Source organism: Actinoplanes campanulatus (assembly GCF_014647795.1).
GTDB classification, from domain to species: Bacteria; Actinomycetota; Actinomycetes; order Mycobacteriales; family Micromonosporaceae; genus Actinoplanes; species Actinoplanes campanulatus.
On record NZ_BMPW01000016.1, the window covers coordinates 128,917 to 153,620 of the forward strand.

Below are 24,704 nucleotides of genomic sequence, written 5' to 3' on the forward strand. Positions count from 1 at the left end.
TGGGCCGACAGTTGACTGCACAAGCATTCCGAGGAGGCCCGCCGCCTGATGAGCGCACCCACCATGGACCGGGTGGAGCAGCAGAGCCCGATGACGCACCGCGAGATCATGGAAGCCCTGTCCGGCCTCCTGCTCGTGCTCTTCGTCGCGATGGCCAGCTCCACCATCGTCTCCACCGCCCTACCGAAGATCATCGGCGACCTGAACGGCAGCCAGACCCAGTACACCTGGGTGGTCACCGCGACCCTGCTGACCGCCACGGCGACCACCCCGATCTGGGGCAAACTCTCCGACCTCTACAGCAAGAAGCTGCTGGTCCAGCTCTCCATCGTGCTGTTCGTGCTCGGCTCGCTGGCGGCCGGCTTCACCCAGACCACCGAGCAGCTGATCGCCGCCCGGGCCTTCCAGGGCATCGGCATGGGCGGCGTGCAGGCGCTGGTGCAGGTCGCCATCGCCACGATGATCCCGCCGCGGGAGCGCGGCCGCTACAACGGATACCTGGGCGGCGTGATGGCGCTCGCCACCGTCGGCGGCCCGCTGCTGGGCGGCCTGATCGTGGACACCGAAGCGCTCGGCTGGCGCTGGTGCTTCTTCATCGGCGCGCCGTTCGCCGTGATCGCCCTGCTGGTCCTCCAGAAGACCCTGCACCTGCCGGTCATCCGCCGGGAGAACGTGAAGGTCGACTACCTGGGCGCCACCCTGATCGCCGCCGGCGTCAGCGTCATCCTGATCTGGGTGTCCTTCGTGGACGGCTCGTTCGGCTGGGTCTCCTGGCAGACCTTCGCCATGGTCGGTGGCGGCCTGGCCCTGCTCGGCATCGCCACCCGGGTCGAGTCGCGCGTCGCCGAGCCGGTGGTGCCGCTGCCGATCGTCCGCCAGCGCACCACGGCCCTGGCCATCCTCGGCAGCCTGGCGGTCGGCATGGCGATGTTCGGTGGCTCCGTCTTCCTCGGCCAGTACTTCCAGATCGGCCGCGGCTACAGCCCGACCGAGGCCGGCCTGCTGATGATCCCGATGATGATCGGCATCATGCTGTCCTCGACCATCGCCGGCAAGGCCATGACCAAGAGCGGCAAGATCAAGCCGTACGTGGTGGCCGGCACGATCATCCTGGTCATCGGGTTCGCCGGGCTCTCCGTGCTCGACCACGAGACCCCGCTCTGGTACATCGGCTCGGCCATGGCCCTGGTCGGCGTCGGTGTCGGCATGTCCATGCAGAACCTGGTCCTGGCCGTGCAGAACACCGTCTCGCTCAAGGACATCGGCGCGGCCAGCTCGACCGTCGCGTTCTTCCGGTCACTGGGCGGCACGATCGGCGTCTCGGTCCTGGGCGCGGTCCTCGCCCGGCGGGTCACCGACTCGATCAACGAGCAGCTCACCGCGATGGGCGTACCGGCGGGCGGCGGCTCGGGCACCAGCTCGCTCAACCTGAGCAGCCTGCCGGAGTCGATCCAGCACGTGGTCCGGTCCGCGTACGGGGACGCCACCGGGCACATCTTCCTGATCTCCATGGGCATCGCGGTGATCGGCGTGGTGGCCGCGGTCGCCATGAAACCGGCCAAGCTGCGCTCGACGGTCGACGTCACCGCCCCGGCGAAGGTCCCCGCTGCTACGAAGTAGGGCAGATCACGCCGCACTCCTTGGAATGATCCGCTCACACAGCGCTAATCTCGGGTTTCCTCAGTCGTAGCGTTCCCCGGCCGATGGTTCACGTCGGCAGAACAGAGGAGGCTCGGATGGTGCGGTCGGTCGACGCCGAGGTGCTCTCGGCCGCTCTGCTCACCATCGAAGACGAGCGTTCCTGGGACGCGCAGGCCGAGTTGACCCGGGCGATCTCCATCGAGGAGGCCGCCCGGGTCCTCGGCGATCCACTCCTGATCGCCCGAGCCCGGCTCTGCCAGGCCAACATGCGGATGCGCTCGGGCGACATCGCCGGGGCCGCCGAGCAGATCTGGCAGGTCCACGAGTGGGCGGTCGGCAACGACGCCCGGCTCCTGCTCGCCCGCACCCATCTGATCTGGGCCTGCATCCACCAGCACCTCGGCGACTCCGAGCAGGCCCTGGAGCACGCGCTGCTCTCGGTCGAGCTGCTCGACGACGAGTCCACCACCCACATGCACATCTGGCACCGCACCAAACTCGCCGACGCGCTGTGGGCGGCCGGCTCGATGGACGCCGCCCGGATCCGCTACGCGCAGGCCGAGGAGCTCGCCGTTCTCACCGGGTCACCGGTCCTGCTCAGCCTACTCAACAACCATGCCTACGCGGAGTACGACACCGGCCACCAGCAGCGCGCCGAAGAGGTCGCGAAACGCCTCCAGCGACTGGCCGAGGAACGCGGCATCCCCCTCGAACCGGCCTTCCTCGACACGATCGGGGCCATCCAGATCGGCAACGGGCGGTTCGCCGAGGCCGAGACCACCATGCGGCTGTGCATCGAGCGGCACGCCGAGGGCCGGCACGAGGACGCCGACGCCCTCCCGGAGTACCTGTTGACCCTCGCCCAGGCGCAGCGCGGTCTACAGGCATATGCACGGGCCCAGGAGAGCCTCGACGAGTGCCGGGCCATGTGCGCCGACCGGGACCTCGTCGAGGTCCTCGTCCGGGTGCACCAGGAGCAGGCCGAGTTGCACGCCGTCCGGGGCGAGTTCGCCGAGGCGTTCGCGGTGCACAAGACGTTCTTCCTGGCGTACCAGAATCTGCACTCGCTCCAGCGGGAAGCGCGTACCCGTACCCGGCAGGCGATGTTCGAGACGGTCGAGGCCCGGCAGGAGGCCGAGCGGTTCCGCGAGCAGGCCCGCCGCGACCCGCTCACCGGGCTGCACAACCGCCGCCACGTCGACGAGGTGCTGCCCGTTCTGATCGAGTCGGACCCGGCGCTCACCATCGCGCTGGTCGACCTCGACCACTTCAAGCAGGTCAACGACCGGCTCTCGCACAGCGTCGGCGACCAGGTGCTGATCAAGGTGGCCGCCCTGATCGCGGACGGGGTGGCGGCCGCCTGCCCGGAGGGTTTCACCGCGCGGATCGGTGGCGAGGAGTTCCTCGTCGTGCTGCCCGGCACCCTCCCGGCCCGGGCTTTCGCCCTGCTCGACGGCATCCGCCGGACGATCCGGGAGCACGACTGGCGCGACCTCACGCACGGCCTTCCGGTCACCGTGAGCATCGGTGTCGCCGCCGCCGCGGACGTCGCGGCGCCCACCCAGCCGACCCTTCTGTCCACTGCGGACGGTCACCTGTACTCTGCCAAGCACGCCGGACGTGATCGTGTCGTCTCGGCCGCCTCCCGGGGATACGCCTCGGCCGCCTGAAATCCCCGATCGCGGGGGTGAAGTCGGTCGATCGTTCGGGCTAGGCTGTTTGCGCTTGGGCTCGACGGGTTTTGTCGCAAGGAGGCGGTCGTGACAGAGGGCAGTTCCGCACCTACCGAGGTGGCCCCGCCCGGGGTCAACATCAACGTGCCGCACTCCGCCCGCATCTACGACTACTGGCTCGGCGGCAAGGACAACTTCGCCGTCGACCGCGCCGTCGGAGAGGCGATGATCCAGGCCATTCCCGGCATGAAGTACATGGCCGGCGAGAACCGGAAGTTCGTCCACCGGGCGGCCCGTGACCTGGTCGCCAAGGAGGGCATCCGCCAGTTCCTGGACATCGGCACCGGCATCCCGACCCGGCCCAACCTGCACGAGATCGCCCAGCGGATCGCCCCGTCGACCCGCGTCGTCTACGTCGACAACGACCCGATCGTGCTGGTCCACGCCCGCGCACTGATGCTCAGTGACCCCGCCGGCCGTAGTGAGTACATCGCCGCCGACATCCGCAAGCCGCGCTCCATCCTCGACGACCCGGCCCTGCGCGACACCCTCGACCTGACCCAGCCGGTCGGCCTCACCCTGATCGCCATCCTGATGCTGCTCGCCGACGCCGACGACCCGTGGTCCAAGGTCGCCGAGCTGCGCGACGCCCTGCCGTCGGGCAGCTGCCTCGCCATCACCCACCCGACCGCCGACTTCAACCCGGCCGAGGTCGACGCCGCGGTCGCCGCCGCCACCGGCGCCGGCATGACCCTGGTGGCCCGCAGCCGCGAGGCGGTCGAGCGCTTCTTCGGCGACTGGGAGCTCCTCGAGCCCGGCCTGGTCCCGGTCTCGGCCTGGCGCCCGGACGGCAAGGTCGAAAACCCGGAGGCCGCCTACTACTGGTCAGGCGTGGCCCGCAAGCCTTAAACCCTTCTCCGGTACGGGGACAGACCGCCCCGCCGAACCTGCCCGTTCCGTCGCACCACGCGATCACCTGCCCGCTCACGCCGGTGACCCGCCCGCCGGCCTGAGCCTGACCGGGCGGCTTGACGCCGCACGGTCCGACCCGGTCGGCTGGCGCCGCACGGGTCACCGGGTCCGGATGGCTCTGGGAGCCAGCTGGGGAGATCTGCTTCCCACGGCACTTGTTCTGGCCGGGGAGCGGTCACGTCGAGGTGGACGGCGGTGCACTCAACGTCCCCCGCAAAACGCCGCCGGTGTCGAGGCAAGTGATTTCCCGACGCCAGCGGGGTTTGCTGGCGGCGGGAAATCACCTGCCTCGACACCGGTTACAAGGCGTTTTGCCGCGGAGCGAAGCGAAGCCATTAAACACAGCCGGGTGGGCGGCCCGGCACGGGGAACCGCGCCGCCCACCCGGTGATCAAACGGGCGTGCTGCGCAACACCCGTAGTCGGGGGCGCTTGCACGCCGGGGGGACCGGCACGCTGTCGGCGCGGACGAGCATCTCGCGGACCGCGCCCTCCCTGCCGGATCGGTCGATGACGATGGCGTGGACGCCGAGCCAGAGGTCTCCCTCGTGCGGGATGGGCTGGGCCCAGTTCACCCGGACGAGGCGGATCCGGATCGGGCCGATGCCGTAGCAGTAGTCCGATTCGGCGAACTCGTACACCGGCCAGGCCGGACCGCTGGGCCGCAGCCGGTGGTCTCGGACGCGCGGCGCCCGGGGCCGTGGCAGCCCGGCGGATCGTTGCTGGCGGTGGCAACGGACGAGCTCAGTCACGCGCGTCGGACTCATCCTCCTCAGCAGGCGGCCGCCGCAGGATGGTCCCGCCGGGCCGGCTCAATCCGAAACGGTGGGTGACCGCGCTGGCCCGGGTCGACGCCGCGAACACATCGTCCGCGAACGGCTCGTCTCGATAGACCAACGGGTTCGCCCGGCGCGAGCTGTCGGTCGCGCCGGGCTCACTCGAATCGGGGTGTTCGGGGCCGATGTTGGGTATCGACATGCTCGTCACCTCTCGCTCGGACGCCCCCGCCAGGGAGCCTCGCGCCGAGGCCGCAGACGTCGCTCCGCAGCCGACCCGTCACCTAAAGATGTCACCCTGAGTGACACCCCTAGGAACCAGTACGTGCGTTATCATGCTCAGAATCTCGTGACTACGCAAGGCCAGATGCACGTGCATTTGCATCAGCGCCCAGTTTAGGCACGCAGAGACCACCGATTCCCGGATCGATGGGCGATCCGGGGCAAATCTAGGGAGCTTGGAATGACCTATGTGGTCAACGGCATGCCTGCCGGCGAACTGCAGGGCGTGACCTGGCAGAAGAGCCGGCGCAGCAACCCAAGTGGCAACTGCGTGGAGTGCGCCGTCCTGCCGAGTGGCGATGTTGCCGTGCGTAACTCCCGCGATCCCGAGGGTGCGGCACTGATCTACACCCGGGCCGAGATCGAGGCGTTCCTCGGCGGCGTCCGCGACGGAGACTTCGACAACCTGATCGCCTGACCCTCAGGCCTTCGTACCGGGTCCGGCCGCGCGACGTCGCGGCCGGCCCTTCGTGCTGATCAGGCCGGGCGGCCGACCTCGTTCAGCAGCTTGCCGAGGATGTCCGGCGTGTGGTTCGGCGGCTCCGCGTCGATGCAGACGCGCTCCATCGCCATGGCGTAGTGGTCCACGTCCTCGCGCTTGTCCAGGTAGATGGCGCTGGTCAGCTGTTCCACGTAGACCACGTCGGGCAGCTCCGGCTCGGGGAACCGCAGGATCGCGAACGGTCCGCCGGCAGCCGCGTGGCCGCCCGCCTGGAACGGGATGATCTGCAGCCGGACGCCTGGCAGTTTCGACGCCTCGATGAGCGCCTCGATCTGGGCGCGCATCACCTCGACGCCGCCGATCGGGCGCCGCAGCACCGCCTCGTCGATCACCGCCCACAGTTGCGGGCCACCCGAACGGGTGAGGATCTGCTGCCGCTGGAGACGAACGTCGACCCGCCGGTTGATCTCGTCGGCGCTGGCGCCGGCGTGACCCAACATGATCACGGCACGGGCGTAGTCGGGCGTCTGGAGCAGGCCGGGAACGAACTGGATCTCGTACGTCCGGATCAGCGAGGCCGCGGCCTCGAGACCGAGGTACGCCTGGAACCAGCCCGGAAGGACATCGCTGAAATGCTGCCACCAGCCGGGGTTGTTGGCCTGACGGGCGAGGTTGATCAACGCGTCCCGCTCGGCCGAGTCGCTCACGCCATACATCGTCAGCAGGTCCGCGACGTCACGTTCCTTGAAACTGACGCGGCCCAGCTCCATGCGGCTGATCTTCGACCCGGACGCGCGGATCTCGTAACCCGCGGCCTCCCGGGTGATCCCCCTCGACTCCCGCAGCTTTCGAAGCTGGGAGCCGAGCAGGATGCGCAGCACGGTCGGGCCGCCTCCCGGCGCCTCCTCCTGCGAACCCGCGCTCACCTGACTCCTTGTCGCTGCTCTGTGACTGCCGGCGCAGCCTTACGCATCCTAGAGCGGAGATCCTTCTCGCGAAACCGGCGGGATCGCGGCCTCACGAACGTTCGTCTATTGCGGATGCACGTGCATCCGGCCTTGCGAACGCACTTGATGACGAGCATGATAGCTGACAGACACGTACCAACCGCTGACGGAGCGTGCCGAAATCTTCGGCTGCTCAGCCGGTTGTGGGTGTTGCTCATGAACACCGGAGCACCGCCTCGACACCTTGGAGGCAATCCCTCATGCCGAATCTGATGGCGTCCACCACGCCTACCGTGACCCCGCCCTACCGTGACCCGGCAGAGGTGGCCCCGGCCGAGAGCTACCGGCCAGCGGATCCGGTGTGGGTCTATCGGGACGGCTGGCGCGCGGGTGTCATCGAGGCGGCCTCTCCCCGCGCGGTCACGGTCACCTACCGGCCGGAGAACCATCGGGGCACCGGTGTGGACACCTTCACGGCGCCCTACGTGACGTGGCGGGGCGACGCCGACCCGGCCCTCGACCAGCGTGCTCTACGCCTCGTTCGCCGGAGTCCGCTGCGATGACCGGCGCGGTCACGGTGTCGGCGGTGGTCGGGCTGCTCAGCCTCTTCGCCGGGGTCGCCCTGGGGTGGTATCTACGTCGAACCAACGACTGGTGCCCAACCTGCGGCGAGCAGCTCTCGTGCGGCGCCTGCAAGATGCCGATCAACTGGTCGGAGCAGCAATCGAGCACCGCGCAACGCTCACCCGTGTAGCTTTACCCGCATGACAGCGGTGAATGAGGAGCAACAGCTGTCGTGCCGCGTTCGTGATGCCGCACTGTCCCGGGCCTTCGAGTTCCTCGGCCGCCGGTGGAATGCCGCGGTGCTGGGCAAGCTCCACGACGGCCCGGTCGGTTTCCGGGAGTTGTCCCGCGGCATCGACGGCATCAGTGACTCGGTGCTCTCCAACCGTCTGTCCAGCCTGGTGTCGGCCGGCCTGATCATCCGGGCCGTCGACGAGGGCCCACCGGTCTCCGTCTCCTACACGCTGACTGAGGCCGGGCGCGCCCTGATGCCGGCCCTGGATCAGATCGCGCTCTGGGCCAACGAGCACCTGCCCTGAGGGTTTCGGAGCGCAACCGCTCACGCACGTCGCCCGGTGGGGCTCGCGTTCTGGACGCGCCAGCGGCCAGCGAGACGCGCCGGGCCCTCGGCGGGAGCAGCGGTCTGTACCCACCACTCCGCTACGACAGGGATTTTCGGTTCTTAGTGATCATCTTCACGGGGGCCTTCTGATGGTAAGCCACTAGTTTTTTAGAAGTGGATACTTTTTCAAGAGCTGGTCTGACCTCGGACGCGCGAGCGCTGCTGTTCACCGAGGCGCGCACGGCGTCCGCGTTCGCGGCGACGCCGGTGACCGACGAGGAGCTCGCGGAGCTCTGGGATCTCGCCAAATGGCCGCCGACCGCGGCGAACACGCAGCCGCTGCGGGTGCTGTTCGTGCGCAGCGCGGAGGGTCGGGCGCGCCTCATCCCGCATCTCGCCGAGGGCAACCGGCCCAAGTCGCAGAGCGCCCCGGCGGTGGCCGTGCTGGCGCTGGACACGTCGTTCCACGAGTTCGTGCCCGAGGTGTTCCCGCACAATCCGGGGCTGAAGGACGTCTACGAGGCGAACGAGGCCCTGCGTCTGGCCGCCGGCAACCTGAGCGCCGGGCTCCAGATCGGCTACTTCATCCTCGCGGCGCGGGCGATCGGCCTGGTCGCCGGGCCGATGACCGGTTTCGACAAGGCGGGTGTGGACGCCGAATTCTTCCCCGGCGGGCGCTACCGGTCGCTGGTCGTCGTCAACCTGGGTCACCCGGGCGAGAACGCGTGGCGCGACCGGCTGCCCCGCCTGCCCCACGAGACCACGGTCCAGTGGGCGTGAATCCGTGAGAAACGGCCCGGTGGTTCGCCGCCGGGCCGTTCTCGTCAGCGCCAGCGGTCGCCGGTGAGGCGCTCGTAGACCTCGACATACCGGTTGCGGGTGGCCTCGACCACCTCGTCCGGGATCTCCGGGCCCGGCGCCGTCCGGTTCCAGTCGGTGAGCTGCCCCGACCAGTCCCGCAGGAACTGCTTGTCCAGGTAGCGCGGCACGCTGCCCGGCTTCCATTCGTCGGCGCCCCAGAACCGGGACGAGTCCGGCGTGAGCACCTCGTCGCCGAGCTTCAGCGTCCCGTTCGCGTACCCGACCTCGATCTTGGTGTCGGCGATGACGATGCCCTTGGCGGCGGCGATCTCCGACCCGCGGCGGTACACCTCGAGCGTGACCCGGCGCAGCTCCTCGGCCAGTTCCTTACCCACCCGGTCGACCGTCTGCTCGAAGGTGAGCGGCTCGTCGTGGCCTCCGCCGACCGGCTCCTTCGTGCTGGGCGTGAAGATCGGCTCCGGCAGCCGGGAGGACTCCACCAGCCCTTCCGGCAGCACGTTGCCGGAGATCGTCCGGTTGCGCTCGTAGTCCTTGAGCCCTGACCCGGCCAGGTAACCACGCGCGATGCACTCGACCATGACCATCTCCAGGCGCTCGCACCGGATGGCCCGCCCACTCCACTCCGCCGGCACGTCGGTGGCCGAGATGACGTGGTTCGGGATGACGTCGGAGAGCTGGTCGAACCACCAGAGCGAGAGCTGGGTGAGGATCTTGCCCTTGTCCGGGATCGGCGTGGGCAGGATGACGTCGTAGATCGAGATCCGGTCAGAGGTGACCAGGATCAGGTCGTCGCCGTCGGCGTAGACGTCCCGGACCTTGCCGGAGTGCAGGAGCTCCACTTGTTCCCCTCGGTGGGCGGTGGGTGAGGTGCGCTTTCACGCTACCGAAAGGACCACGACACCGGTCCGGTGAGCCGCCACACGAATTCACCGTAGCGCATCCGCAAGATGCGTGTTAGCGTGGTCAACACATAAGTCACGCCGCGGAGTTAACACCGGCATCGAAGAGGTGGGGGCAACGATGGCATCGACTTTCCCCGGACAAGACCCACTCTGGGAAGAGGGGGTTGAGGAAGAGGATGGCAACGTATACCTGCCCCGAACCCTGCGGGCACGGCGGCAACGTCTCCGCCCAGCCCGCCCCACGACGAAGAACCGACCGAAGCCCTCCAGGGGGCCCGTCGAGATCCTCGGCACGCAACCGCCCACGGCTGACGAGGATCCGGAGCTGTGGGCGGTGCACGCCGCAATCTCGAGACTGGATCCGTATGGCGATCGGACCGGCTATGCCATCCGTGAAGCACTTGACCAGATCTACGACGGGCAACGGACCGGCCGTTGGGATTTCACGCAACTCCTCAAGACCGAGAAAACACATATCGGCACCCTTGTGGAGATTTGGATCCAACGGGAATTCGAGTTTCGTGACGGCGTCGAACTGGACTACAGCATCGCCGGCGCCGACATCGACTGCAAATGGTCCCGAAATCTCTACGAATGGGAGATTCCGGAAGAGATGTACAGCCGCGGAAACAAGATCGCCCTCGTGGTCTGGGCCAACGAGTACACCGCCCGCTGGGCATCCGGTCTGATCCGGATCAGCGAGGAGGTCCTGAGGCCCCGAGGCAATCAACGTGACAAGAAGCGCCAGCTCAACGAAGAGGCCCGCGGCCGGATCCTCTGGCTGGTAGCGGGCGCGGACCTGGTGAAGAACACACTTCTGCACGTCACGGACCCGAGGAAGCTGGAACTCATCGCATACGCGAAGGGCGGACAGTCCGCGGTCGACAGTCTCTTCCGCGAACTGCCAGGGGAACTGGTCAATCGCGCGACGATCCAGACCGCGGCTCAGCAGGTCGACAGTGCGAAACGGGTACGAGATGCCCGCCGGAACCTGCGGCCGGAGGGCATGGTGATCTTCGGGCACTACCGGCCGCATCCTCAGATGGCCGCGGAGCTCGACCTTCCCACGCCGACCCTCGGACGGTTCGTCAGCGCACGCCTGCACCCCTGGGAGGAGGGCGACACTGAGCCGTACACGGTCATCCACGGATCCCGCTGGCGACTCGCGCGCCTCGGCGATCCGGTTGTTCCGGCCCCCGACATCGAGCCCCGAAAGCTACGCGATTGATCATCGCGGCTCCACCTCGATCAGATCAGGTCGGATATTTCCTTAGGCATCGAGTATGTCTATTTAGCCCGAGATGAACCTAATAGTCATTGACGCATACGGCCGTCGTCCGCACGGATTTCATTTTCCGAGTGGCGATGACGCACCCATCAGCCATACCCATTAGATTTCACCGCTATCGGAGGCGCCGTTCCGGCTTCTTCGACTGCTAGGGATGCGACATGCGGGAGTCGGATTTGCAGATTCGGGAGAAGATCAGGCCAAGAGTTGTCGGCGCCGTCACCGAACGGTTCGACGCCTGTCTCCATATGGCCGATGCCGGTTCAACCAAGGACCGCACCCGCGGTGCGATCTCGCTTTTCCGACAGCATGGTTATCTTGAAGCCCTCCGCACCGGACGAACCCGCACGAAGGGCTGCCGACTGTGACGATGATGAGACCGTCCTGGACGCCCGACGCGGGTCTCGTCCGAGAAGTGAAGAACCTGTTCGACAGCACCATCGCCTCCTACCGGGTGAAGCCGGACCTGATCTCGGAACACGCGAATCATGAGGAGTCCATCCGCGTCGGCGGGTATGCCAATCGGACGCTCCTCGAACTCGTTCAGAACGCGGCCGACGCCATGTCGGGAACCGGGGCGGATTCGGACCCGAACGCCGGCCGGGTCGAGATCGTCCTCGACACCACCCGCAACACCCTGTATTGCGCCAATGCCGGACGGCCGTTCTCCAAAAGCGGTCTGACAGCCATCACGCACGCACACCTCAGCGGCAAGCGAGGCGATGAGATCGGTCGCTTCGGACTCGGCTTCAAGTCCGTCCTAGCCGTGTCCAGCGCGCCGAAGGTCTACAGCCGTTCGGTGTCGTTCGAGTTCAACTCCGCGGAGGCACGGTCGGCCATCACTGGGATCGGCTCGGCGACGAGACGCCTTCCCGCGCTGCGCACCGCCACCGTCCTCGACGCGGATCGTGCGTTCACCGAAGACCGCATCCTGGCCGAACTCTCCGAGTGGGCGGCCACGATCGTCAAGCTTCCCGACGTCTCCGACACCACTCGACTTCGGCGAGAGATCATCGACTTCTCGTCGGAGTTCCTGCTCTTCGTGAGTGCCGTCCGTCGGGTGCGACTCCGGATCATCGGGGCCGACCCCTTCGAGACCAGTCATGTGTCCCGAAGCCTCGGCGATGGCCTGTTCAAGATCGAAGGCCCCGACGGCGAGGGTGAGGAGTGGCTCGTCGAGGACCGGATGCACGCACCGACCGCGGAGGCGCGGAGGCAGGTCGGGGAGGCCGTCTCCCGCGCCGAGGTCAAGGTGACCGTCGCGGTTCCGCGGAGGCTACGACGAGAGAACCGGGTCGGGCGCTTCTGGTCGTACTTCCCCGCTGCAGGACAAGACCTCGGCATCCGCTCTTTTCAACGCTCCATGGAGCGTGAACGACGACCGAACCACGCTCCTTCGCAACGCCTATAACCGAGGGATCCTGGTAGAGCTCGCGGAGATGTTCGTCCAGATGATGCCGCGAGTGCGCACCTCGGATGATGCGGCGGCACACCTGGACTACCTGCCGGCTCGAGGTCGTGAGGTGCTCTCCTACGGCGACGAGGTGCTCTGTGCGCAGGTGCCGCACATGGCGGTGGGATCCGACCTGATCCCCGACGCCGGTGGGACTCTGACGCGTACGGAGGACCTGAAGCCTCTCGACTTCGGGATCGCCCTGGACGAGGCGGAGTCGGCCCACAAAGACTGGATCAGCTCGCCGAACACCGGATCCGACGTCCCGCATTGGCAGTGCTACACCTCGCCTCAGCGGGTCGCGCGTCTGCGGCAGATCTTCGCAGCCGCGAACGGCGCTCCGCTGGACGCCACCGAGGCCGACCTCAAGCGGACGTTGGCCGCGATGTCGAAGCGCGGACTCCTCTCCTGGCTACGGGAGTGGGCCGAGGGAGACGATCCGGTGTCCGCCGCAAGCGCGCTCCGGTTGGTATGCCGCCAGCGGAGCCGCCTCCCCGAGGTGGAACGGGCGAAGGTCATTCCGACGACCGACGGCCTGCGGACGCTGCAGGACAAGAACGTCGTCTTCCTCCACCAGCTCGAAGGGCTGAAGATCGAGGACGGGGTCTTCGTCGATCCCGCCTTCCTCTCGCAGAGCGGCGTCGACAAGCTGCTCCGGGGCGCGGGATTCCGAGCGCTCGACCCGCTGGCGATCCTCAACGCCCACCTCGCCCGTCTCTCGCCTGTCTCGAGCGAAGAGGAGCACGCCAAGCTCTGGCAGGCTGCCGTCGAGGTGCCCCTGCCCACCGCGCAGAAGGCTCTCGCCGCGTATTCCAGCCTGGTCAAGGTGCCCACGCGAGACGGCGACTGGGCATGGCCGCGCGAAGTGATCGACATCGACATCCCGGTGAAGGACGTCCCCGGCGTCAAGGCGCTGGACCGTGCCAGATGCCTGGCGGGCGCCGCCCACACGCTCGGGGTGGTCCACGACCCGGTTCGCGAGTACCCCTCCGAGGACGAGCTGTACTTCGAGAAGTACCGCGACTGGATCCTGGAGGACATCAACGCGAATCAGGGCCCCGGTGAGCGGCCGGTCGAGCGTATCGAGCTCTATCCCGGTGTCGGGCCCGGTCCTTTCTCCATGCTGTACATCCTCCGCGACGCGGACGCGCCACTGCAGCTGCGTGCGCAGTGGACGGCCGCGCTGGTCCAGGCGGACAACGGCGATTGGACGTGCGACGACCTAGACACCGGGATGTCGTACAACGTGCACTGGTCACCGGTTCGCTGGGCGGTCGACAACGCCGGCATCGTGAACTCGACCAGGGGGTTCCGTCCGCCCTCCAAGGTCGTGGCCCCGTCCCTGCTCAGATATGAGCTGCTTCTCCCGCTGCTCCGCAGCGGGGGCTCTCAGCTCGCCGCGGCCCTGGACCTGCCGAACGAACTCGAGGCGGTGCCGGCCGAGGTCCTCAGGGAGGCACTCGGCGCGGATCTGTTCAACCCTCGTATCCCGAACGCGGTTCTCCTCGACTTCATCCTGGCCGTATCCCGAATCGCCTACCCCGACGCACAACCGCCCGCGATCCCGGCCAAGGTCGGTCAGATCACCGAGTCGCGTTCGCCCTCCACGGTGTATCTCGCCACCACCGACGAACAGGAGACGTTCCTCAAGTCCCGCCAGCGCCCGTACCTGCGGGTGGCGGACGAGCAGGTGTCGGAATTCGTGGAGTCGGTGGGTTGCCGCCGGTTCGAGGACACCTTCGCGTTCTCGATCCTGGTGGAGGGCGAGCAGGACGAGGAGCCGATCGTCGACGTCTTCCCCGGCCTGCGTACCACATACATCTCGAGTCGTCTGAAGAACGCGACCATGACCCGTGCAGTGCAGGTGGTCAAGCTCGTCACGACCGAGGAGGGCGTCGAACCCCAGTCACTCGAATGGCACCTCGACGGGCTGCGACTCATCGTCCGTAACGTGAGCGACGAACGTCGGCTGCTTCGCTTCGTCAATGAGGCGTTCGAGCTCGGTCTCACGAACGCCGACCTGGAGCAGGTCCTCAAGGTCGGCCTCGATCATCAGCTCGAGGAGGAACGGCAGCGCGCCAAGGCCGCCGCGACGGACGCGGAGCGACTCGACGTCTATTTCGGACCGGACGACCTGCGTGAGGCCCTGCCGAAGGGCCTGTGGCAGGCGCTCAAGGCGCAGGGACTCGTCGACGGCAACACGTCGGTGGCGGAACTCTTCCTGACCGTGTATCGAGACGACTCGGTCGAGCAACTCGCCCAGAACTTCCGGGACCGCCGTTTCCCGGACGTCCCCACGAAATGGGCGGGCAGCCCGACCACCATCGGCTGGCTGCGCAAGATGGGGTTCGGTCCGGAATTCGCCGGCCGTCGTAATCAACGCCAGGACCAGGAGTTCGTAGTTCCCGGCGCTGTACGGCTCAACCCGTTGCACGACTTCCAGGAGACGATCAGCGAGCAGCTGCGTGACGTTCTGACACGGCGTACGCCGGACGGTGGCTACCAGAAGGCGATGGTGGAACTGCCCACCGGCGCCGGCAAGACCCGAGTGGCCACGGAGACCGTGTTGCGGCTCTTCACGGAGGACCACCTCCGCGGTTCCGTCCTCTGGATCGCGCAGTCCCAGGAACTCTGCGAGCAGGCGGTGCAGACCGCGAGCACGGTTTGGCGGGGTCTCGGTGACGAGCGTCCGCTGACGATCGGCCGGCTGTGGGACGGCAACACCGTGAGCCAGCCGGACACCGAATTCAGCTTCATCGTCGCCACGGACGCTCAACTACGCCTCAAGATCGGTGACGCCGAATACGAGTGGTTGAGCGAGGCGGCGGCGGTATTCATCGACGAGGGTCACCGCGCGGGTGATTCAGAGCTGTATACGCGGATCCTCAACTGGCTGGGTGTGGCGGGTCGAGGCTTCGCACGTCCGCTGGTGGGCCTCTCCGCGACGCCGTTCAAGGGCACCTCTATACAAGCCACGGACAACCTGGCGAGACGTTTCGGTCGACACAAGATCAAGGCATTCGAGGGGAACGCCTACCGGGAACTGGCCGCCCGCGGGGTACTCGCTCGCGTCCAGCACAGGATCCTGGAGGGCATCAACGTCCGCCTGGAGCCGAGTGAGCAGAACGACGCCAAGACCCTGCGCCGGGTCAGCCCCACGGTCCTGGACCGGATCGGCAGCGACCATGCCCGCATGTCGACTCTCGTCAACCACATCATGAGCCTCGACAGCAGTTGGCCGGTCCTGGTGTTCACGCCGAACGTCCTGTCGGCTCAAGTGTTGGCGGCGACACTGCGATACCGCGGCATCACGGCGGCCGCGGTCAGCGGGCAGACCAGCCGACGGCAACGCCGCGAGAGCATCAAGCAGTTCAAGAACAACGAGATCCGCGTCCTGACGAACTGTGACCTGCTGATCCAAGGCTTCGACGCACCGGGTGTCCGCGCTCTCTACATCGCCCGCCCGACGTTCAGCCCGAACGCCTACATCCAGATGGCGGGTCGCGGCCTACGCGGGCCCGAGAACGGCGGAAAGGATGAGTGCCTCATCGTAGATATGGCCGACAACTTCGGCGATGTCACCGACCTCCTCGGATACAAGGAGTATGAGGATCTCTGGCAGGAGCACCGCTCATGATCCTCGTACCGGATCTGTCCGACATCGTGCGGACGGCGGGCAGCGACGCGGAGCGCCGTGTCGCCCGGCTGCTGCGTGAGGTGACCAGCGACCCGGACGCGGTCGCCTTCCACTCGGTGAAGCTGCGGTCGCATGCGTACAAGCAGCAAGCCGAGGCCGACTTCGTCGTTCTATGGAAGAAGGTCCTCATCGTCGTCGAGGTCAAAGGCGGCGGCGTCCGGAAGCACGACGGTGTCTGGTACAGCATCGACCGCCGCAACGACTGGCACAAGCTGACCGGCTCTCCGATGGAGCAGGCGAAATCCGCCATGTACGCGCTCCGAGACATCCTCCGCGAGGAGGGCATCGGCTGGTACGCGCACGAGGCCGTCGTCATGACGCCCGACATCGAGACTCCACCGCACTCGGTCGAGTGGCAGCCCACCCGCTGGCTCGCGAAGGACGACATGACCGTCACGAGGCTGACGGACGTTCTCGACGCGATCGCGGCCACCGCACGCTCAGCACCCGCGGCACAGCGACTCGCCAGGGTCGAGGACCTGCGAACGCGACTGTTCGGTGAGTTCACCCGGATGCCCGTGATCGATGCGCAGCGTGGTGCGGTGATCGAGGAGCAGAACCGTGCCACCGCGGGTCAGGCCAGGGTGTTGGCCTCGCTGGCACGTAATCCTCGGGTGATGGTGCTCGGCGGTGCCGGCACCGGCAAGTCCCTGGTCCTCGTGGAGGCGGCTAAGCAGGAGGCCGATCAGGGCCGAAAGGTGTTGATCACCTTCCACTCACCGGAGTTGCTCCGGTTCTTCTCCCCGCACGTGGTAGGCCGTGACATCGACGTCCTGCCCATCGATAGGTTGGGCGGTGATCGGGTCTATGACGCCGTTTTCGTCGACGAGGCTCAGGACCTGATGACCGCCGAGATGATGGACCGGCTGGACACCGTCACCGTCGGCGGGCGAGAGCGTGGTCGATGGCGGATGTTCCTGGACAGCAACAACCAGGCGCACATCGACGGCGGCTACGACGACGACGTATTCGAGATCGTCGCGTCGGAGGGCGTCTCCGTGGACCTGGATCTGAACGTTCGGAACACTCGGGCGATCGTGCACATGGTTCAGGAGTACCTCGGTGCGGACGTCGGTGATCCCGGCATCGTCCACGGGGAGAAGGTCCGGTGGCACACCTACGACGGAGACTCCGGTGTCGCCGAGGCCGAGGTGGTGGCGGGGCGGCTGGTGGCTGACGGGATCCGCCGAGAGGACATCTGGATCATTCGGGCGGGCTCCACAGCGTCCCCCACCGTGACGAGTGGTGGATTCACGCTGACCAGCCCTCGTTTCGCGAAGGGTCTCGAGGCCGAGGGCATCATCGTCTGTGATCTCCCCGCCTCGTTCGATTCCGCCGGCATGGCCGCGTTCTACGTGGCCGTGACTCGCGCTCGCGTCTCCCTGGACATCGTGGTGAGCAAGGACGACAGACGGCGCCTTCAGCAACTCCTCCGACAACGGTTGGTGACGAGATGACGTTGACCAGAGGACAGACGATCGCGTTGGCGCATCTGCGGAGCGCGTACGTGGGGCCCGACGACGGTGACGACGAGGTCATCACCAACCTGCCCGACCGTCAGTACGCGGTCGGGATGCTCTTCCCGATCAGATCCGAGCAGCCACCGTCCGACGGATCCGGGACGGATGAGCCGATCGGTTCCGACGTGCCCGCCGGTGATGTCGAGGAGGGTGGCGCGGGTGTCCCACTCGCCGAGGACTGGCGGCCCTCATCGGTCGCGATCTCGTTCGTGACGGATCGACCGAACGTCTCCTGCGATCTCTCCGGCGGGACCTACCAACCCATCAGCGACGACGGGCCGCCCCGGTGGCGACGTCGCCCGTTCCGGTTCAACGGGTTGGATCTCTCCCCGGGACAACCACCACACCAGCTGAAGGCCGACGAGGTCCCGATCGAGGTCGGATCGAGGTGGCGGCCGTACGGCGACACACATCTCGTGACGGTGCATGCCCGGGTGATGGCGAAGTCGACCGGCGACGACCGGTTGGACATCCCCCTGATGCTCTTCCAGATCGCCCTCGCCGTGACGCCCGCTCCCGGTGGACGAATCCTCGAATACCGGGGCTCGACCGCAATCGATCTTGACGCGGAGTCCGCGAAGCTTCGTCTCCGTTATCGAGACAAGAAGATCTACGCGGTCGGACACGGTATGGCGGCCGACTGGCAGCTCGCCGACGGTCTGTGCACACGCGTACTCCTCGATCCCGTGCCCGCGTTCGTCGTCCCCGCCGTTGAGACGACGGGTTTCGCCCAGGGCACGATTGAGGCCGCGGCCCTACGACTCGACAACCTGGCACGGGTCGACACCCATCCCGACGAGGTCCTTCCGATGTTGGACGCGTTCGTCGGCGCCTTCTCGAACTGGGTCGGGGAGCAGGAGGCCTCCGTAGCCGGCTTCGGTGCGGATGCTCCGGTGGCACGCTCGATCACTGATCGAGCTCGAGAGGCCCTACGCCGGATGGAAGCCGGTGTCGAGCTGCTGCGCGACCCTCGGCAGCGGTCCCTACGAACGGCCTTCGCGCTCGGCATGACCGCCATGCGACTACAGATGCGCCAGACCTCGGTACGACGTGGTGACGATCCGGAGACGGTGGCCGAGCCACGATGGCGACCGTTCCAGCTCGGCTTCCTCCTCGTCGCGCTCGCATCGACGGTCGACGAGGATCACCCGGATCGAGAGCTGGTGGACCTGATCTGGTTCCCTACCGGTGGCGGGAAGACCGAGGCGTACCTCGGGCTGGCGGCGATCGAGATCTTCCGGCGCCGGCTCGACCACGGGGTCGCGGGCGCGGGTACCGCGGTGCTCACCCGCTATACGCTGCGCCTACTCACCGCACAGCAGTTCCAGCGTGCGGCCTCCCTGGTCTGCGCGATGGAGCTCCTCCGCCGGACCGACACGCGGGTGAAGGGCATGGCCCGGTTCTCCATCGGGTTGTGGGTGGGCAACGAGGTCACCCCCGGTACGAGGAGGGACGCCAAGGCCGCTCTCGACCGTCTGTACAAGGCCGCCCGGCCGGAGGAGGCCAACCGGTTCCAGGTCGAGAGTTGTCCGTGGTGCGGCACGGCGCTCCTGCCGGAGAAGCGCTCCGACGACAGGAGCGGATACGGCGTACGTCTCGAGGGCCACGACGTCGTCATCCATTGCACGGCCACCGGCTGCGAGTTCGGTCGGGAGCTCCCGGTCTCCGTGGTCGACGAGGTGTTGTACGAGGAACCACCGACGATCCTGCTCGCGACCGTCGACAAGTTCGCTCGTCTCCAGTTCCGTCCCGAGGCGGGCAGGCTACTCGGTCTCGGAACCCCGTTCCGCCAGCCGTCTCTGATCATCCAGGACGAGTTGCACCTGCTCTCCGGACCGCTCGGAACCACGGTCGCGGTGTTCGATGCCGTGATCCAGATGCTTCTGGGCAGCGGCGGCACGGCTCCGAAGATCGTGGCCTCTACGGCGACCATCCGCGCCTCGGATGAACAGATCCAGGGCCTGTACGGCCGAAGCGTCGCCCTCTATCCCCCCAGCGGTCTGGACGGTGATCGAACCTTCTTCTCCCGGCCGGTCGAAAGCGGCGAGGGGCGCCTGTACGTCGGCCTCATGCCGCAGTCGCTCTCGCAGGTTTCCGCGGTGATCTCCACCGCCGCCCCACTGATGGAGATTCCCGAGGTCCTGGCCACAAAGACCGATACCGGTACGACCCGCGACTCCTACTGGACCGCCGTCATGTACCACAACAGTCTCCGCGAACTCGGCCGTACGGGAACCCTCGTGGTCGACGACGTGAACGGCCGGTTGGAGCCGCGGGCGGACCGGTTGGCCCTGCCTTTCCGTAAGGTGCGGGCTGATCGGGTCCTCGAGCTCACGAGTCGTCGCGGTCCGGAGGAACTCCCCAACGACCTGCGGGAACTCGCCCGCAGTATCGATCAGAGCGATCAGGCCGTCGATGTCGTGCTCTCCTCCAACATGCTGTCTGTAGGCATCGACATCCCTCGCCTCGCACTGATGCTCATGGTCGGCCAACCGAAGACGACCGCCGAGTACATCCAGGCCACCAGTCGCGTCGGCCGAGGCCTGAACAACGGCATCGTCGCCACATTGTTCCGATCCAATCGGGCCCGGGACCGATCGCACTTCGAGACGTTCCGCGGCTATCACGAGGCGCTCTACCGCAGCGTCGAGCCGACGAGCGTCACCCCGTGGTCGCTGGCCTCCCGGGCACGATCTTTGGCCGGCGCCCTGGTGGCGTTACTTCGGCACTCCGTGCCGGCACTGGCCGCGAACGATGCCGCGTCGAACTTCGATCTCGACGACGACGGTGTGTCCCGAACCGTCGAACGCCTGGTGGAGACGTTCCTCAGCCTGGTGACACGTTCCGAGCCGATCGAGGCGGAGGAGACCGAGGAGCAGGTGTGGGAGCTCCTCCGGGACTGGGATCGTCGTGCCAAGCAGGCACGTGAGGGTGGTACCCGATTGCTGTACGACCGCGTCAAGGCCGACGACCAGGCCTTGCTGCAACGGTTCGACCAACGTGGCGAGGGTTGGCTCGTCGCGGATTCGATGAGGTCGGTCGAACCCAACGTCGCCGTCCATGTACGTGAGCCGATGGAGGAGGTCCGCCGTGGAACCCATCATGCATGACCTTCGACTCTCCGAGACGATCACACCGTTCGGGGTGGGTGCGATCGTCGACGTCCGCGGCGAGTCGCTGATCGCACCCGACACCTCCTGGTGGCCCCGCGCCCAGGCCCCCGAGATCAGCTGCGATCGACTCGTCGCGCGGCTTCCTCTCGGTCGAGGTGTCCTCCGGCAACCACCCGCGCACGCCGGCCGCGCCGCCAAGGAGACCTCCCACCTGCTCTATTGGCGCTTTCCGGCATGGCGGTTCTGTGAGCAGTGCACCAAGTTGTCGATGCTCACCGGTAAGAGCCGTGGCCGCTGGGTCAACAAGTGCGACTGCGGTGGATCACTCGTCCCGATGCGGTACGTCGCGATCTGCGACAAGGGCAGCCACATCCAGGACATCCACTGGTTCAAATGGGCCCATCGCGGAACCGACGGGGACGTCACGGAAGCCGTCCGGTTCTGCCGCGCCTACAAGGAGCTCAAGTTCGTCCGTTCCACCCGATACGGGGAGGGCCTCGCCTCGCTTCGAGTGGTCTGCAACGGCTGTAAGCGCGACCGTCCCCTGTCCGACCTGGTCGGCAAGGATTCACTGCAGCGCGACGGCATCCGGTGCGACGGTCGGCAGCCGTGGGAGGAGGCGAATCGCGGGGATCCCTGCGAGAACCGCCTAGTCGCCGTCCAGCGGGGGGCCACAGGGAACTACATCGCCGAACGGCTGTCGGCTCTAGACATCCCGGAGGAGGCGCCGCAATCGGTCGTGCAGAGAGACCAGATCCGCGCCCACGTCTACTTCGAGAAGGTGGTCTCGGACAACGGCGGCCCTCAGGCGGACATGGTGGCCGGATGGATCGCCGAAGAGTTGGGCGTCTCGAAGGAGGACGTCCTACGCGTGGCCGCCGGTGACGACGACCAGGAGGAGGCCCCACTCCTCGGCCTCAAAGACGGCGAGTGGGCCGCCTTCCTGAGGAAGCTCGAAGGAGGTCGGGACCACAGCGGTGGAGACTTCATCGTCGACGGCTGGAAGGTGCCCACGGACACGGCGTGGCCGTCGGCGCTGACCGGTCGGCTCGTCGCCGTGGGACAGGTGCGTCGAGTACGTGAGGTCCGTGCGCTGAAGGGCTTCCGGCGGCACGACTCCGGCGCGGCCCTGATCCCTCCCGACCTCGGCCTCGATCAGGGCCGGAAGCCGGTGTACCCGGCCGTGGAGATGTTCGGTGAGGGGATCTTCCTCCGCTTCGACGAGGATCGGCTCTCCGAGTGGGAGGACCTGCCCGAGGTCCGAGCTCGAGCCGAGATCCTGGTGAAGCGGCGAGAGTACAGCCAGTGGGGGCAGAACCTGGACGTGCCGGAACCGCGATTCATCGCCCTGCACACGGTCGCTCACCTGCTGATTCGCCGGCTGGCCTTCGCGAGCGGCTATTCGTCCGCCTCTCTCCAGGAACGGATCTACGCGAACTCTGATCGTCCCGACCGCACCGCCGGAATCCTGATCTACACGGCCGCGGGCGATGCACAGGGCACCCTCGGAGGGCTCGTCCGCTTGGGTGAGCCGGACAAGATCCTGCCGCTGCTTGTGGCGGCTCTGGGCGACGCGGACGTCTGCTCGAACGACCCGGTGTGCATCGAGAGCGACCGGCAGGGGTCTTCCCAGCTCAACCTGTCGGCGTGCCACGGATGCGCGCTCGTCAGCGAGACCTCCTGCGAGACCGCCAACCGCCTGCTCGACCGGCAGCTCGTGCTCGGCGGCGGGAACGTGCCGGGACTCCTGGACAGCGTCCTCGATCAGGTCCGACGCGGTTCGATCCGGTAGGAACCGGCAGGGTCACGGGGTCGCCTCCACGGCGACCCCGTGATCCGAGTTCAGTTCAGGTAGTTCTTCAGGTGTCTTGCGATGGCTGCGGCCAAGCCCGACGGCACGGCGTTACCGATCTGCTTCGCGATCTCGGTCTTCGAGCCACACCACAGGTAATCCTTCGGGAAGTCCTGCAGCAGTGAGGCCTCATAGTGGGTGATGACTCGGTTGACTCGACGGTCCGACCTGTCGGGCTCCCACTGCGGGTGCAGGTATTGGCCCTTCTCCGGCTTGAAAAACTCGGTACGGATGGTCAAGGACGGAGCGTCCCATCGCATACGGCCCATGACGTCCGTCGTACCGGTCTTCTTCTCACGCCAGCATCGGGAGAGCAGATGATCCGGGAGATTGAAACGGCCGCCGCCCGGAGGAATGTGGTCGTAGCGCTCCAGCGACATCGCCGTCGGTTGTCGGCCGAAGTGAATGTCGGTTCCCTTGAACTCGCCCCGAATACGCTGCCCGAAATATTCGGTCATCGAGTCGGGCAGCTCGGTGGTGGAGGGGTGCGGGTCGACCCAGTCGATACGACTACGCACCGTCTCCCACGGGAGGAGATCCCCGGTCGGCACCTTGGCGTGAGTCGGCTCGGGCAGCGGAATCTCACCGATACGCGACCCGATGACGATGGTCCGCGGTCGGCGTTGCGCGACGCCGTAGTCGGCGGCCAACAGGACACCGTAGGAGAGCTTGTAGTTCTTGAGTAGACCGTGATCGGCCTCTTCGAGAAGGAGCTGGAACTCACTGGTACGGGAGAACCGCTCGACGTTCTCGATGACGAAGACCTGAGGGCGAGCCTTGACGACGAACCGTAGGTATTGCTTCCACAGCATGTTGCGCGGGTCGTCGACGTCTTTACTGCCGAGGTTGGAGAAGCCCTGGCACGGAGGACCACCGATGATCACCTCAGCATCGGGGATATCGCCGTCACGCACGAGTTCGATGTCACCCCAATGGGTGTGCGACTCACCGAAATTCGCGGCGTACGTCGCGGCGGCCGCGAGATCCCACTCGACGGACATGATCGGACGAAAGCCCTCACGCTGGAACCCGACGGTCATACCGCCGCATCCCGCGAACAAGTCGATCGTGCTCAGGCGGTCGCTCACCCGCGACATGTTAGCTCCCCCTGGTCTCGAGGCAAGACCGCCACGCGGGTGAGATAGAACGCATGTCCGACAAATCTTGGGCGTCATCCGCGGGTGTCCGGAAGTCGATGCAGGCGAACACCGGACGCGACACCAAGCCTGAACTCGCGCTGCGCCGCGCCGTGCACGCTCGTGGCCTCCGCTACTACGTGAACCGGCGACCGATCAAAGCGGTCCGCCGCACCGCCGACCTACTGTTTCCGCGTATCAGGTTGGCGGTGTTCCTGGACGGCTGCTTCTGGCACGGATGCCCCGAGCACCACACCGTCGCCAAGACGAACGCCGCATTCTGGGCCGACAAGGTCGCCGCCAACCGCAGCCGAGACATCGACACCAATACGCGGCTCGCGGATGCAGGCTGGACCGTCGTCCGCATCTGGGAACACGAAGCGACCGATCAAGCGGCTGAGACGATCGTGGAAGCGGTCAACCGGATGCGCCATGCCGGCCCCCACTTCCATAGCGCTGAGGGCATGGACGCGGTTTCGGATGACCCCGAACTCGAATAGAGGTCCTGAATGCGACACCGGTCGAGACTCAGTGAACCGGACCCATTGCATGGCGCTGACCACCCGGGGCAGGCTAGCCGCGTGACCAAGCATCCCGGAACCGCCGATCTCGCCGATCAACTACGACTCCTGGACCAAGCGATCCGCGGCCTCTCTCAACACATCGCGACGCTCGAATCGGGAAGTCTGACGCTGGAGACCTGGCAGAACGCAGCGGCCGCGCTTGGTACGCGGATGGCGGCCATGGATGAGGCGGCCAATGCGATAAACAGCCATTTCGGCCTCACATCAGCGCAGTCCCGAATCCTTCGCTACCTTAAAGACCACGTCGGTGAGGTCGTCACCAACGACCAGCTTTGCGGAGTCTCCGGGGTGCGGGACACGACCCGAAGGCTGCGTGAGCTGCGCGAGATCCACGGATGGATGATCTCCTCGAACGTGCATCGCGATGATCTCAGCCCGGGACAGTACGTCCTCGAATCACTCGAACCACGCATGATTCGCTCCTCGAGCCGCTACGCCTGACAGGCGATGCCGCCCAGCCGGGGTGGCGGGGCGGCATC

22 protein-coding genes are annotated in these 24,704 nt (G+C 66.8%); 17 read left to right on the forward strand and 5 right to left on the reverse strand.

Going from position 1 to position 24,704, the window contains the following annotated elements; translation table 11 throughout:
* Positions 1 to 48 precede the first annotated feature (48 nt).
* The 3 genes from IEZ13_RS28550 (at position 49) to IEZ13_RS28560 (ending at position 4,223) form a co-directional block, all read left to right on the forward strand.
* Positions 49 to 1,620, forward strand: a complete 1,572-nt coding sequence (locus IEZ13_RS28550; protein WP_183224205.1) for an MDR family MFS transporter — start codon at positions 49 to 51, stop codon at positions 1,618 to 1,620.
* Between the two features lie 116 nt (positions 1,621 to 1,736).
* Positions 1,737 to 3,311, forward strand: a complete 1,575-nt coding sequence (locus tag IEZ13_RS28555) for a GGDEF domain-containing protein (protein WP_183224203.1) — start codon at positions 1,737 to 1,739, stop codon at positions 3,309 to 3,311.
* A gap of 90 nt (positions 3,312 to 3,401) precedes the next feature.
* Positions 3,402 to 4,223 (forward strand): SAM-dependent methyltransferase, encoded by an 822-nt coding sequence (locus tag IEZ13_RS28560; protein ID WP_183224201.1) that lies wholly within the window; start codon positions 3,402 to 3,404, stop codon positions 4,221 to 4,223.
* Positions 4,224 to 4,677: 454 nt separating this feature from the next.
* On the opposite strand, the gene IEZ13_RS28565 is transcribed toward IEZ13_RS28560, so the two are convergent.
* Both IEZ13_RS28565 and IEZ13_RS28570 read right to left on the reverse strand, forming a co-directional pair.
* The gene (locus tag IEZ13_RS28565) at positions 4,678 to 5,037 is read right to left on the reverse strand and encodes a hypothetical protein (protein WP_229795133.1); all 360 of its coding nucleotides are present in this window, start codon (positions 5,035 to 5,037) and stop codon (positions 4,678 to 4,680) included.
* Positions 5,030 to 5,263 carry a hypothetical protein gene (locus IEZ13_RS28570; protein WP_183224199.1) on the reverse strand — a complete coding sequence of 78 codons (234 nt, stop codon included), beginning with the start codon at positions 5,261 to 5,263 and terminating at the stop codon, positions 5,030 to 5,032. Before IEZ13_RS28570 ends, IEZ13_RS28565 begins: the two co-directional genes overlap by 8 nt.
* 261 nt (positions 5,264 to 5,524) lie before the next feature.
* Between IEZ13_RS28570 and IEZ13_RS28575 the strand changes: the two genes are divergently transcribed.
* Positions 5,525 to 5,761 (forward strand): DUF397 domain-containing protein, encoded by a 237-nt coding sequence (locus tag IEZ13_RS28575; protein ID WP_183224197.1) that lies wholly within the window; start codon positions 5,525 to 5,527, stop codon positions 5,759 to 5,761.
* Between the two features lie 59 nt (positions 5,762 to 5,820).
* Here the strand turns inward: IEZ13_RS28575 and IEZ13_RS28580 are convergent, their stop codons facing one another.
* Positions 5,821 to 6,711, reverse strand: coding sequence for a helix-turn-helix domain-containing protein (locus tag IEZ13_RS28580; RefSeq protein ID WP_183224194.1), 891 nt, complete (start codon positions 6,709 to 6,711; stop codon positions 5,821 to 5,823).
* 281 nt (positions 6,712 to 6,992) lie between these two features.
* Here IEZ13_RS28580 and IEZ13_RS28585 point away from each other — a divergent pair, with 281 nt between their 5' ends.
* From IEZ13_RS28585 to IEZ13_RS28600, 4 genes are all read left to right on the forward strand, one after another.
* Positions 6,993 to 7,295, forward strand: coding sequence for a hypothetical protein (locus IEZ13_RS28585; protein ID WP_183224192.1), 303 nt, complete (start codon positions 6,993 to 6,995; stop codon positions 7,293 to 7,295).
* Positions 7,292 to 7,486 (forward strand): hypothetical protein, encoded by a 195-nt coding sequence (locus IEZ13_RS28590; protein WP_183224190.1) that lies wholly within the window; start codon positions 7,292 to 7,294, stop codon positions 7,484 to 7,486. The genes IEZ13_RS28585 and IEZ13_RS28590 overlap by 4 nt, the downstream gene beginning before the upstream one ends.
* A 10-nt stretch (positions 7,487 to 7,496) precedes the next feature.
* Complete coding sequence (locus IEZ13_RS28595; protein WP_183224188.1) at positions 7,497 to 7,835, forward strand: winged helix-turn-helix transcriptional regulator; 339 nt, start codon at positions 7,497 to 7,499, stop codon at positions 7,833 to 7,835.
* A gap of 197 nt (positions 7,836 to 8,032) precedes the next feature.
* Positions 8,033 to 8,638: a malonic semialdehyde reductase gene (locus tag IEZ13_RS28600; RefSeq protein ID WP_183224186.1), complete on the forward strand. Its 606-nt coding sequence runs from the start codon at positions 8,033 to 8,035 to the stop codon at positions 8,636 to 8,638.
* 44 nt (positions 8,639 to 8,682) lie between these two features.
* On the opposite strand, the gene IEZ13_RS28605 is transcribed toward IEZ13_RS28600, so the two are convergent.
* On the reverse strand, positions 8,683 to 9,519 hold the full coding sequence (locus tag IEZ13_RS28605; RefSeq protein ID WP_183224183.1) for a phosphoribosylaminoimidazolesuccinocarboxamide synthase: 837 nt from the start codon (positions 9,517 to 9,519) through the stop codon (positions 8,683 to 8,685).
* Positions 9,520 to 9,700: 181 nt separating this feature from the next.
* Between IEZ13_RS28605 and IEZ13_RS28610 the strand changes: the two genes are divergently transcribed.
* The 7 genes from IEZ13_RS28610 (at position 9,701) to drmB (ending at position 22,445) form a co-directional block, all read left to right on the forward strand.
* Entirely contained in the window at positions 9,701 to 10,810 is a 1,110-nt protein-coding gene (locus IEZ13_RS28610) for a NaeI family type II restriction endonuclease (RefSeq protein ID WP_183224181.1), read from the forward strand.
* Between the two features lie 221 nt (positions 10,811 to 11,031).
* Positions 11,032 to 11,238: a hypothetical protein gene (locus tag IEZ13_RS28615; RefSeq protein WP_183224179.1), complete on the forward strand. Its 207-nt coding sequence runs from the start codon at positions 11,032 to 11,034 to the stop codon at positions 11,236 to 11,238.
* A gap of 47 nt (positions 11,239 to 11,285) precedes the next feature.
* Positions 11,286 to 12,281, forward strand: a complete 996-nt coding sequence (locus tag IEZ13_RS46895) for a sacsin N-terminal ATP-binding-like domain-containing protein (RefSeq protein WP_203833921.1) — start codon at positions 11,286 to 11,288, stop codon at positions 12,279 to 12,281.
* Between the two features lie 52 nt (positions 12,282 to 12,333).
* Entirely contained in the window at positions 12,334 to 15,960 is a 3,627-nt protein-coding gene (locus IEZ13_RS28620) for a DEAD/DEAH box helicase (protein WP_203833922.1), read from the forward strand.
* Complete coding sequence (locus tag IEZ13_RS28625) at positions 15,957 to 17,477, forward strand: nuclease-related domain-containing DEAD/DEAH box helicase (RefSeq protein WP_183224177.1); 1,521 nt, start codon at positions 15,957 to 15,959, stop codon at positions 17,475 to 17,477. Before IEZ13_RS28620 ends, IEZ13_RS28625 begins: the two co-directional genes overlap by 4 nt.
* Positions 17,474 to 20,650, forward strand: a complete 3,177-nt coding sequence (locus IEZ13_RS28630; protein ID WP_183224175.1) for a helicase-related protein — start codon at positions 17,474 to 17,476, stop codon at positions 20,648 to 20,650. Before IEZ13_RS28625 ends, IEZ13_RS28630 begins: the two co-directional genes overlap by 4 nt.
* Positions 20,643 to 22,445 (forward strand): DUF1998 domain-containing protein, encoded by a 1,803-nt coding sequence (gene drmB, locus IEZ13_RS28635; RefSeq protein ID WP_229795135.1) that lies wholly within the window; start codon positions 20,643 to 20,645, stop codon positions 22,443 to 22,445. The genes IEZ13_RS28630 and drmB overlap by 8 nt, the downstream gene beginning before the upstream one ends.
* Before the next feature lie 50 nt (positions 22,446 to 22,495).
* Here the strand turns inward: drmB and IEZ13_RS28640 are convergent, their stop codons facing one another.
* A complete protein-coding gene (locus tag IEZ13_RS28640) occupies positions 22,496 to 23,602 on the reverse strand; it encodes a DNA cytosine methyltransferase (RefSeq protein ID WP_183224171.1) in 1,107 nt (368 codons plus the stop codon).
* A 53-nt stretch (positions 23,603 to 23,655) separates the two neighbouring features.
* Between IEZ13_RS28640 and IEZ13_RS28645 the strand changes: the two genes are divergently transcribed.
* Positions 23,656 to 24,141 carry a very short patch repair endonuclease gene (locus tag IEZ13_RS28645; protein ID WP_183224169.1) on the forward strand — a complete coding sequence of 162 codons (486 nt, stop codon included), beginning with the start codon at positions 23,656 to 23,658 and terminating at the stop codon, positions 24,139 to 24,141.
* A gap of 81 nt (positions 24,142 to 24,222) precedes the next feature.
* Positions 24,223 to 24,666, forward strand: a complete 444-nt coding sequence (locus tag IEZ13_RS28650) for a hypothetical protein (protein ID WP_183224167.1) — start codon at positions 24,223 to 24,225, stop codon at positions 24,664 to 24,666.
* Positions 24,667 to 24,704 lie beyond the last annotated feature (38 nt).